The sequence below is a fragment of the Porphyromonas somerae DSM 23386 genome (assembly GCF_000372405.1).
GTDB lineage: Bacteria > Bacteroidota > Bacteroidia > Bacteroidales > Porphyromonadaceae > Porphyromonas_A > Porphyromonas_A somerae.
In genome coordinates this window covers 21,753-32,351 of sequence record NZ_AQVC01000029.1, presented here as the reverse complement: position 1 = coordinate 32,351, position 10,599 = coordinate 21,753, and the positions used below count along the sequence as shown (strand labels likewise).

11 protein-coding genes, 1 tRNA gene and 1 other RNA gene are annotated in these 10,599 nt (G+C 44.2%); 7 read left to right on the top strand and 6 right to left on the bottom strand.

What is annotated here, in order from left to right:
- Window positions 1-182 (top strand): hypothetical protein (locus A3GK_RS11540; RefSeq protein ID WP_026161771.1); only part of this gene is annotated, 182 nt, incomplete at its 5' end.
- A 102-nt stretch (window positions 183-284) separates the two neighbouring features.
- On the opposite strand, the gene ssrA is transcribed toward A3GK_RS11540, so the two are convergent.
- Window positions 285-692: a transfer-messenger RNA gene (ssrA, locus tag A3GK_RS11260) on the bottom strand.
- A gap of 419 nt (window positions 693-1,111) precedes the next feature.
- Here ssrA and hemG point away from each other — a divergent pair.
- The 3 genes from hemG to A3GK_RS0106650 are packed head-to-tail and all read left to right on the top strand — an operon-like array spanning window position 1,112 to window position 3,396.
- A complete protein-coding gene (gene hemG / locus A3GK_RS0106660; RefSeq protein ID WP_018028692.1) occupies window positions 1,112-2,512 on the top strand; it encodes a protoporphyrinogen oxidase in 1,401 nt (466 codons plus the stop codon).
- A gap of 3 nt (window positions 2,513-2,515) precedes the next feature.
- Window positions 2,516-2,884, top strand: a complete 369-nt coding sequence (locus A3GK_RS0106655; RefSeq protein ID WP_018028691.1) for a DUF2007 domain-containing protein — start codon at window positions 2,516-2,518, stop codon at window positions 2,882-2,884.
- Entirely contained in the window at window positions 2,881-3,396 is a 516-nt protein-coding gene (locus A3GK_RS0106650; protein WP_018028690.1) for a cob(I)yrinic acid a,c-diamide adenosyltransferase, read from the top strand. The genes A3GK_RS0106655 and A3GK_RS0106650 overlap by 4 nt, the downstream gene beginning before the upstream one ends.
- A gap of 2 nt (window positions 3,397-3,398) precedes the next feature.
- Here A3GK_RS0106650 and A3GK_RS0106645 read toward each other — a convergent pair whose 3' ends face one another.
- Window positions 3,399-3,806: an START-like domain-containing protein gene (locus tag A3GK_RS0106645; RefSeq protein ID WP_040576043.1), complete on the bottom strand. Its 408-nt coding sequence runs from the start codon at window positions 3,804-3,806 to the stop codon at window positions 3,399-3,401.
- 116 nt (window positions 3,807-3,922) lie between these two features.
- On the opposite strand from A3GK_RS0106645, the gene A3GK_RS0106640 reads away from it, so the two are divergent.
- Genes A3GK_RS0106640 through radA form a run of 3 tightly spaced genes read left to right on the top strand, consistent with a single transcriptional unit; the run spans window position 3,923 to window position 6,744 of the window.
- Window positions 3,923-4,441 carry an NAD(P)H-dependent oxidoreductase gene (locus A3GK_RS0106640; RefSeq protein WP_018028688.1) on the top strand — a complete coding sequence of 173 codons (519 nt, stop codon included), beginning with the start codon at window positions 3,923-3,925 and terminating at the stop codon, window positions 4,439-4,441.
- 2 nt (window positions 4,442-4,443) lie between these two features.
- Window positions 4,444-5,361, top strand: a complete 918-nt coding sequence (locus tag A3GK_RS0106635; RefSeq protein WP_018028687.1) for a dimethylarginine dimethylaminohydrolase family protein — start codon at window positions 4,444-4,446, stop codon at window positions 5,359-5,361.
- A 9-nt stretch (window positions 5,362-5,370) separates the two neighbouring features.
- Window positions 5,371-6,744 (top strand): DNA repair protein RadA, encoded by a 1,374-nt coding sequence (gene radA, locus A3GK_RS0106630; protein ID WP_018028686.1) that lies wholly within the window; start codon window positions 5,371-5,373, stop codon window positions 6,742-6,744.
- Window positions 6,745-6,827: 83 nt separating this feature from the next.
- On the opposite strand, the gene A3GK_RS0106625 is transcribed toward radA, so the two are convergent.
- The 4 genes from A3GK_RS0106625 to A3GK_RS0106610 all read right to left on the bottom strand — a co-directional run bounded on the left by A3GK_RS0106625 (window position 6,828) and on the right by A3GK_RS0106610 (window position 10,357).
- A tRNA-Pro gene (locus A3GK_RS0106625) sits at window positions 6,828-6,902 on the bottom strand.
- A 138-nt stretch (window positions 6,903-7,040) separates the two neighbouring features.
- Window positions 7,041-7,913 (bottom strand): glucose-1-phosphate thymidylyltransferase RfbA, encoded by an 873-nt coding sequence (gene rfbA / locus A3GK_RS0106620; protein ID WP_018028685.1) that lies wholly within the window; start codon window positions 7,911-7,913, stop codon window positions 7,041-7,043.
- Between the two features lie 21 nt (window positions 7,914-7,934).
- Window positions 7,935-8,864, bottom strand: coding sequence for a DUF5106 domain-containing protein (locus A3GK_RS0106615; protein ID WP_018028684.1), 930 nt, complete (start codon window positions 8,862-8,864; stop codon window positions 7,935-7,937).
- Window positions 8,861-10,357, bottom strand: a complete 1,497-nt coding sequence (locus A3GK_RS0106610; protein ID WP_018028683.1) for an acetyl-CoA hydrolase/transferase family protein — start codon at window positions 10,355-10,357, stop codon at window positions 8,861-8,863. Before A3GK_RS0106610 ends, A3GK_RS0106615 begins: the two co-directional genes overlap by 4 nt.
- Between the last annotated feature and the right edge of the window lie 242 nt (window positions 10,358-10,599).

Genomic DNA, 10,599 nt, shown 5'->3' with positions numbered 1-10,599 from the left:
GGTATTTTGGTGTCGTACGCAACCACCATTATGAGTATATCATTAATTCCTTTTCCACAATAGGTAATGCTTCACCATACAACTTGTCTTATGACCTAGATTACCTCACCGATCGATTAATCTCCACATCTTGTGAAATAGGCGACATGAAGGAGATCGTCAACGAGATAGATGAGCTATAATCTCCTATATCTCTTGAATCATTACCAGCATAGTAACTACCCGGTGTAGCTAAAGAATAAGAAGAGACCGCTCAAAGCCATTAGGCTCTGAGCGGTCTCTTTTAGTGGAGATGGAGGGATTCGAACCCTCGTCCAAACACGGAACTAATCCGCTTTCTACACGTTTAGCTTTGCTTTGGTTGTCGGCAAATAGGTTTGGCCAAAGCTACCCTCCTACTTGCTTAGTCTCTAAAATGTCGTCGATAGTGAAAGACGCACTACCAACCCTTCCCGATATTCCGGCACCACTATATCCGACCACCTCGAGATCACGGTATCGGAGTGATGTCTTGCCGCGAGCCTATGCTCAAGCGCAAGAGCAGTAACCTACTAAACTTCGGTTACGCTGCAAGAGCGTAAGAATTATTTTCGCCACTTAAAAAGCTTTGAGGACTATGATTAAAGTGCCAGTCAACGATGCACTACGTGCTTACGCATCACCTCTACATGCTGTCAAAACCAGTCATCCCCGCTAGGATTACACTACAAAGTTACCAATAATATCCCAACACAAAAAGTTTTATACACAAAACGTTTTTGTTTCATACCTAAAACATTTCTACTTTATACACCAAACATTTCAGTTTTACACACCATTTTTTGCTCTATTTATCCTTCTATAAATCAGTTAGTTAGGAAGGCGTATTTTAAGTTGCAACTAAGCAATCGGCGAGATGCAACTAAGCAATCAGTGAGTTGCAACTAAGCAAATGCTTTGTTGCATCTCAACAATCGCTTACTTATAACTCTGAATATTGTCGGCTATCTGTCCACCCTCAACTACTTTCTATTTGCTTCATACGCATGATAATAAGAGATTTTATTGCTCTTGTGTAGCAAGAAATTATTAAATTTGTAGCAAACGATTAATGCACATAAATATATAGGCGATGAATAATATACAAAATCACTATCCAATAGTGATCATCGGTGGTGGTATAACTGGTCTTTCGCTTGCTGCAGAGCTTGAGAAAGAGGGCAAGTCTTTTATCCTACTCGAAGCAAAGGATAGGCTTGGGGGGCAGATAAAGACACTCAAGGAGAATGGTTTTACGTATGAAGTGGGCCCCAATACTGGCACCGTATCTTCTCCCGAGGTGGCAGAGCTATTTGAGTATGCGGCACCAGATGCCCTGCTTGAGGAGGCTTGTGCCAATGCCAACGATCGATGGATTTGGAAGGAGGATCGCTTTCACTCTATCCCCAATGGCCCATGGAGTGGGCTCACCACCCCACTCTACAGCCTTAAAGATAAGTTGGGCCTACCTTTTGAACCTTTTAGAAAAAAGGGAACCAACCCTAATGAGACAGTGGGTGAGCTTGCGGAGCGCAGGCTTGGAAAGACGATTGTGGATTATACCATTGACCCCTTTATTGGGGGGATCTATGCGGGCGATCCTTATCAATTAGTGACCCGACTAGCATTGCCAAAGCTCTATAATCTGGAGCAAAACTACGGTAGTTTTATCAGAGGGGCCATCAAAAAGGCATCCGAGCCAAAGAGCGACCGAGACCGCAAAGCAACGAAAAAGATCTTTTCGGCTGTTGGGGGTCTAGAAGAACTAGTCAAGGACATCGGCAAAAAAATAAGCAGAACTGGTGAGGTGGTTCTCGAAGCCCAGGATATCTGTATCACCCCGACAGAAAATGGTTGGCAAACCACCTTTGTAGATAAGAGTGGCGACCAACACACCATTTCATCCACTAAAGTGGTCACCACTGTGAGAGCCGATATACTTCCAAAGTTATTCAGAGAGGAGATCGCTAGCAAGATGACACGTATCGCCACCCTTCCCTACGCTCCTATCACGGAAGTCTGTGTAGGCTTTAACCATCTGCCCGATATTCCGAGAGCCGCCTTTGGTGCTTTGGTTCCCAGCAAGGAGCAACGAAAGGTGCTGGGGATTCTCTTCCCAAGTTCTTGCTTCAAGGATCGAACCCCCTACCCTGATGGAGCCTTATTTACCATCTTTATGGGTGGCCTAAGGAATAAAGGATTAGTGCTAGACACTCCACTTGAGGAGCAGAAGCAGGTGGGACTCAATGAACTTTATGATATGATGAAGATACCTCGGTCTATTACCCCCGACATGGTGCACATTGCTCACTATCCAAAGGCGATCCCTCAGTACGACCTAGCGACAGAAAAGCGACAGAAGGATATGAAGGCCATTGAAAAAGAGTATCCAGGACTGCACATAGCAGGGGGTGTGATTGATGGCATAGGAATGGCCAACCGTATCACCCAAGGCATGAATCTAGCACAACAACTTATTAAGGAAATCGAGTAACTTATGGAGGAGTTGAAAAATAGAGGAGGACTAGTTGAGGTGCTCAATTCGTACGACGAAAGCTACGTAAACCTAGCATACACTCTACTACAGGATAGAGGTTTTTTTGTGAGAGTAGAGAATGCACTTACTAATGCCATACCGGGAATGTCGGTGGGGGTATCTCTCATGGTGAGAGAAGAGGATGCAGCTGAAGCCATAAAAGCACTTGTAGAGGCAGATATACTCCCTTCGCAAGAGGGGTCTCTAGAGGATATAACGCAAAGAGATAGCAAAAAGCGATGGCGTAAATTACTGCTTCTACTCGTGGCATTGATCGCAGCCTTAGCTCTTATGGCTATTTGGATCTCTATTGTACAAAAGCAGGGATGATACAAGTATATACTGGCAATGGAAAGGGCAAAAGCACTGCAGCTTTTGGTATGGCTTTAAGGGCATTGGGTGCGGGCAAAAGGGTATATATAGCTCAGTTCGTTAAGGATATGAGATATAGCGAATGCTTTATTGAAGATTACTTTCAAGACCGCCTCAAGATAGAGCAATGGGGTGCTAGCTGTCTCCTCAATCGTGAGGCTACTGATGAAGACTATGCTATGGCGGAGAGAGGGCTTGATCGGTGTGCTACACTTTTGCGAAACAGAGAGGGGGAGATGTACGACCTCATCATCTTAGACGAGCTCAATATCGCTCTTTACATGAAGCTACTACCACTGGAAAAAGTATTGGATGCTCTTAAGAGTATTGAGGGTGACCGTGAAGTGATCATCACTGGTCGGTATGCACCTAGTGAGTTATTGGCACTCGCAGATCTTGTAACAGATATGCAAGAGGTAAAGCACTACTATCAAAAAGGAGTGCTCAGTCGAAAGGGGTTTGATTGCTAAGGCTAGAGGATTCCTAAGCTGGCCAATAATCGCTCTTCGTGTGCCATCCAAATTTGCTCTAGCGACTCCGTCTCTAATCCCTTGTCGTGATCATCAACCATTAGAGAGGTGCTATTGGATAGCTCTGAGGTGACAATCTCCATACGTATATAGCTTTCGGGGTCGTCGTTCCACCTCCATTCTATCAACTTATTAGGTATACGTTTATTGATTGTTGCCACCCTATCATCCCCTTGGTCGTCCCAAAATATATGGATGAGGTCCTGAGTGATATCTACTTTAGGTGCAAACCACTCCGATAACCCCCTTGCTGTGGAAATCTGGTTCCAAATGCTATGGGCCGATGCTGTATTAAGAAAGTACTCTTTCTGGAAGCCAACCGACTTACCCTCTAATACTTTATGTGCCATAATATTTACATAAATCATTTTTACTCTTCTTCTGCCCTCAAGATACCAATAATCTCGGTTATTGTAGGTAAATTTGTGGATAATAAATAATTAAGAAATCTATATTGATTGATATAATGAAGACATTAGTCGTTGTAGGACACCCTGACTTAGCAAGCTCTGTAGTAAATAAAGCTTGGGTGGAGGCTCTAAGACCTTATGAAGGAGAGCAACTAAAGATACACAACCTTGGTGATGTGATAAGGGAGGATGGCACCTTTGATCTTAAAAGCGAACAAAGGTTATTGGAGCAATACGATAGAATCGTCCTCCAATTTCCACTCTACTGGTATATGCCGCCAGCTATCTTAAAGCTATGGATGGATACTGTTTGGGCCGAAGGCTGGGCATGGGGCGATTGCCCTCACGCTCTTGAAGGGAAACTTATTGAGGCTGCCACCTCTTGCGGGGCACCTGAAGTAGCCTTTAACCAAACTCCACTAAGTACCTACCTCTCTTTCGTACAAGGGTCGGCAGGCTTTGTAAAAGCTCGTGGTGGGGATTACTTTGCCTTTTATGGAGCAGAAGGAGAGGGATCTGCTGAGCGACTAAAAACTAACTGCAAGGAATACATCAAATTTATTTGCAATAAATAATTATGAGAAATCTAAACGTAAAAGACGAGACAAGCACCCTGAAATCTGTAATAGTAGGTCTAGGAACCAATCCTGGACCTGTGCCCACATTGGATGAGGCGTACGATGCCAAGAGCTATAGCACGCTGATTGCAGGCACCTATCCGACTGATGAAGCGCTGGAGAGGGAAGTTGAGGGTCTAGCGAAAGCCTTGAAAGAGGCTGGTGTGGAGGTGCTGAGACCACAAGAGCTACCTGGAGTAAATCAGATATTTGCCCGAGATGTCGCTTTTGTGATTGAGGACAAGATGATTCGTGCCAATATCATTCCCGACCGCGAGGCTGAAATGAGGGCATACGATAAGATCTATGAAGATCTAGATCAAAGCAAGATTATTGTGCCCCCAGAGCATGTACATATAGAGGGTGGTGATGTGATCTTGATGCACGATAAGATATTTTTGGGTACTTACTTAAGCCCAAACTATAGCAATTACAAAATGGCAAGGACCAATAAGTATGCTATAGGCTTTCTTAAAGACCTATTCCCTCAAAAGGACATTATTCCTATTGAGCTAATCAAGCACGATACCGATCCATACACTGGCGTATTGCACCTAGATTGTTGCTTCCAGCCTATTGGTCAGGATAAGTGTATTCTATTCCCTGGTGCCTTTAGACATGTGGAGGATTGGGAGTACATTATGTCTATTTTCGGTCCTGAGAATACTTGTATTATCAGCCGTGAGGAGATGTACGAGATGAATCCTAATGTCTTTAGCATTGCCAATGATACAGTGATCATTGATAGCACCTTCAAGAGATTGCAAGGATGGCTCAATCGTAGAAACGTCAAGACCATTCCTATCCCTTACCGAGAGGTGAGCAAATTAGGTGGTCTATTACGCTGCACGACACAACCACTAGAGCGTGTCTACTAATAATAGATAATGAAGAAAGATAAGCTCGTATGGCTCTGCACTGACTGTGGTGCCGACTTTCCCAAGTGGGTAGGTAAGTGCCCCGCTTGTGGTGCGTGGAATACGCTGAAGGAGTACACAGTCAGAGCAGAGGAGCCAGGGCTAAGAATCCGAAAAGACAAACCGCTACAGGATAAGTCTCCAGTACCACTAAGTTTGGTAGCTGGTGATACCGCCACACGAATGGACCTGCTTGATGGCGAGCTCAATAGGGTGTTGGGCGGTGGATTGGTTAAGGGCTCATTGGTTTTACTTGGTGGAGAGCCAGGTATTGGTAAGAGTACACTGATATTGCAGAGTGTGGTGAGGAATAGTAACCTCAAAACGCTTTATGTTAGTGGTGAAGAGAGTCCAGGTCAGATACGACTTAGGGCTGAACGACTAACCGATGCCGATGCAGTGGAGCACTGCCTACTTTATGGCGAGACTCAACTGGAGACGATTATGGAGACAGCACTAGAAGTAGAGCCAGACCTCCTAGTAATCGACTCCATCCAGACTATACAGACCAGTCGTAGCGACTCCTCTGCCGGCTCACTTTCGCAAGTTAGGGAGTGCACAGCTGCCCTACTCTCCTTTGCAAAAGAATATGAGTTGCCCATCATATTGATTGGGCATATTACAAAGGAAGGAAGTATTGCGGGGCCAAAAGTGTTGGAGCACTTAGTAGATACAGTCATAAGATTTGAGGGTGATCAAAACCATCAGTATAGAATATTGAGAGCCCTTAAGAATCGATTTGGCAATACCGCTGAAATCGGACTGTATGAGATGAAAAGCGACGGACTCAGGCAGGTAACCAACCCCTCTGAGATGCTACTCTCAGGGACACAGGGTGAGCTATCTGGTAGCTGCGTAGGAGTGACGATTGAGGGAATTCGCCCTCTACTTGTAGAGGTACAAGCCTTGGTGAGCTCGGCAGTCTATGCCAATCCTCAACGCTCCTCTACTGGCATTGATTATAGGCGCACAAATATGCTGCTAGCTGTACTGGAGAAGCGAGCAGGCTTCAAGTTGGTGCAAAAGGATGTCTTTCTTAATATCGCTGGTGGACTTACCATTCAAGACCCTGCTCTTGACCTAGCTGTTTTATCGGCAGTATTATCAAGCAACCTAGACCTTCCTATCTCCAGAGAGACTTGTGTCACTGGAGAGGTGGGGCTTAGTGGTGAAATACGTGCAGTATCTCGTATACAACAACGAATCACAGAGGCTGAGAAGATTGGTTTTAAGTCGATGATACTCCCCGCTGATAACCTTCTTGGATTAGAGATGGATAAATTGAATATCCAATTGATTCCTGTGAAGCAAGTAGGTGAAGCTTTTAGAGTGCTCTTCTCTTAAATAAGATCAATTTGAAGCAGCACCCCGCTACTAGATATAAAAAAAAGAAGAGAGGGATACTAAGTATTCCTCTCTTCTTTTTGTCGGGGTGGTGGGATTCGAACTCACGACCCCCTGGTCCCAAACCAGGTGCGCTAACCGGACTACGCTACACCCCGATAAGTCCTACACCCGAGAGCTCGATAGATTATCTTATCTTTCTCTCAAATGCTCTGCAAAGGTACCTACAATAATTCAAACTACCAAACTAATCGACTCTTTTTTGTGTTAAAGTAGGGAAGAAAGAGGTGAAAAAGCTATTTCAGTAGCTTAAGTAAATAGGCAGCGTAGTCACTTCCTTTGTATTGACTGGCCACATTCATTACTTCCTCGCGAGAGATCCACCCTTTGTTGTACCCTATCTCCTCTAGGTTTGCGACCTGTAACCCTTGGCGCTTTTCTATAGCCCTAATGAATTCACCAGCTTCGTGTAGCGATTCAAAAGTACCAGTATCGAGCCATGCGAATCCTCTGCCGAGAGTTTGAACAGAAAGGCGACCTTGCTCTAAATAGAGTTGATTAAGAGTGGTTATCTCTAACTCCCCTCGAGCCGAAGGCTTCACCTTACGAGTTTGGTCTACCACATCACCTGGATAGAAATAAAGTCCCACTACAGCATAATTGCTCTTAGGGGTTTTAGGCTTTTCTTCAATAGAGATCACCTTATGCTCTGCATCAAATTCTACCACTCCATATCGCTCTGGGTCACGAACATAGTATGAAAATACTACCGCCTCATTCTTCTCCTCCACTGTTTGGATCGCATGCCGTAGAATGCGGTCAAACGATTGACCATAAAACACATTGTCGCCCAAAATTAAGCATGCATCATCACCCTGCAAAAAATCTTCAGCTAGGAGGAAAGCTTGTGCAATCCCCTCAGGCCGTTCCTGTATTTTGTACGATAGCTGGATGCCAAACTGACGACCATCTCCCAATAGTTTCTTAAAAAGGGGCTGGTCATCTGGCGTGGTAATGATCATAATCTCACGAATGCCTGCAAGCATCAAGACCGAGATTGGATAGTAGACCATTGGTTTACCATACAAGGGTATCAATTGCTTCGAAAAAGCTTTAGTCGCTGGATATAAACGGGTACCAGCCCCACCTGCAAGCACTATTCCTTTCATTTTATCGACAAATAATTAATATTAATAGCAGATATGCTCCTCAATCTCATTAAGGACGGAATCATCAAGAATCACATCCTTCATAAGTACGCGATAATTCTCGTCTAGAAGGTAGATCGTAGGTAGGGCTTTGAGGTCGTAAAGACTTTCACTCAAAATCACCCCCTTTTTATCCATACCAGCAGTAGCAAACGGTGGCAATTCAGAAAGGTGATGACGCCAAGACTCCTCATCTCCAAAAGCGTAGATACAGAGTATATGGAGACCATTATCCACCATCTCTTTTACCTTAGGATCACTAGATAGAGCATATAATGTACTGTGACATGTATCGCATTCTGGATCATAAAAGAGCAAAAGAGTAAGCCCAGAGACACTATTGTATAGGGATGTTTCGCGACCATTAGCCAAAACATAGTCGAAGTTCTCTGCCTTCTCACCTACTTTATTTCGTAAAAATAAAGCCTTGCGATCCGCCAATCTAATTTGTTCCGCCTCATCCAGCAGTCCAGCTTTTTCTGCCTCCTCAGTCATCAGTAAATAACTTGCCTCATCGAAAAAGGGCGAATTTGGCTCACCGTAATACTTACTAACGAGTCTCATCCCAATAGAATCCATCGCAGGTGTAGCCAATTGATAGAACTGGCGAATCGTCTCCCTTTGAGCCTGTTCATTAGCATTAAGGTTAATGGCAAAATAATTGGCGAAAAACTGCTCTCTCTCATCCGAAGAGCCCATTAGCACAGTATCTATTTCCGTCACACCATCAAAGAGGTGTGTGAGGATATAATCTGCTCTATCCATAGGCTCGGTAATCAAAGCAGGTGGGTTAGGGAACTCTATCCCCTTTATCTCCGTCTTTTGATCCTCCTTCTTGGATTGAGAACACGCTCCTAGTAGCACTATGGCTACTAGAAGCGTGACAGGATATATTCTTCTTATAAGTCTCATTTCTTATAAGGGGAGAAGTCGGCATTCTTCATTGACCCAGTCTCTTGGAACTTGCGATGGAATTCAAAGCAAGCATCCAAATTAACCTTGGTCTGACCCTGTTTCGAAACAGCTAGATAGTCACGCAACAGTTGGCGATAATCGGGATGCACTACATTATTGATGATCTCCTCAGCACGCTGACGAGGTGACTTGCCACGAAGATCTGCAATACCATACTCACTAATAATGATCTTCACAGAGTGCTCCGAGTGGTCAAGGTGCGAAACCATAGGCACGAAGCAGCTAATATCTCCATTCTTTGCTACCGAAGGAGTGGTAAAGATAGAAAGGTAGCCTGAGCGAGTGAAGTCACCCGATCCTCCAATGCCATTCATCATTTTGGTGCCCATCACATGAGTAGAATTGATATTGCCATAAATATCAGCTTCCAATGCAGTATTAATCGCAATCACTCCGATACGACGAGCCACTTCAGGGTTATTGGAGTACTCAAGAGGACGTAGAAGTAGCTTATCTTTGAAGAAATCAAGGTGAGCATAAATATCTTGAATCACCTCTCTCGAAACTGATAAAGAGCATCCAGAAGCAAACTTCACCTTACCCTTCTTCATCAGCTTTATCACTGAATCCTGAATCACCTCAGTGTAAACATTGAAAGCAGGGATCTGCTCACTATCGCCCATAGCACCCAAAACAGCATTAGCCACATTACCTACCCCACTTTGTACAGGCAAAAACTCCTTTGGTAGTCTACCAGCCGCCATCTCTTGCTCAAAGAACTTAGCCACATTTGCACCAATCGCCTTAGTGACTTCATCAAGTGGAGCAAAGGCAGAATCATCGTTAGGCTCTGAAGTCTTCACGACTGCTACAATCTTAGCAGGATCTACCTTGATACAATCAGTTCCTACTCTGTCGTGAGGGTCAACAATATCAATCGTACCTCTGTGAGGAGGGTCTTGAAGCTCCGCAATATCGTGCATTCCACGAATCTCCTTTGGGTGCTTATCATTGAGCTCCACAATAATCTTATCTGCTAATCGGCAAATCGTAGGTGCGATACCCACTCCAGTGGTAGGAACTATTTCACCGTCTTCGGTCACATCGGCCGCTTCCACAATAGCGATATCAATCTTACCTAAAAAACCATAGCGAATCTCCTGTGCAAGCATTGAAAGATGCATATCATTATAGTCCACCTTTCCAGCATTAATAAGGGCACGCAAATCTTTATTAGATTGATAAGGGGTTCTAAACTTGATAGCCTCTGCACGAGCCAGCTCACCATCAAGCCTATCCCCAGTTGATGCACCAGTAAAAACACCTATCTGGAAAGGACGTCCAGCTTCATGCTCGGACTTTGCATGACGTGCAATAGCCGCAGGAATTACCTTTGGACATCCAGCAGGTGTAAATCCACTGAACCCCACATTGTCATTGTGGTGTACAAACTTTGCTGCTTCATCAGCAGTCATAAACTTAAGAGCCATAGGGTCAATTATTATTTAATGATTAATTAAAGATTTTATACCACAAATGTAGCCAATCTTTACGAGACAACATAATAAAACCAAGCGACAAAACAAGTCTATCAAGTCAATGATCTCTATCAAGGAGACATAAAAGCTATCATATTATGCTTCTCAATAAGAAAAGGGACAGAAACCAGTTACATACTCAGTCATTGAAATAGGGTCAGAGCATATGCAATTATTTGCTTAACTTGCACTCG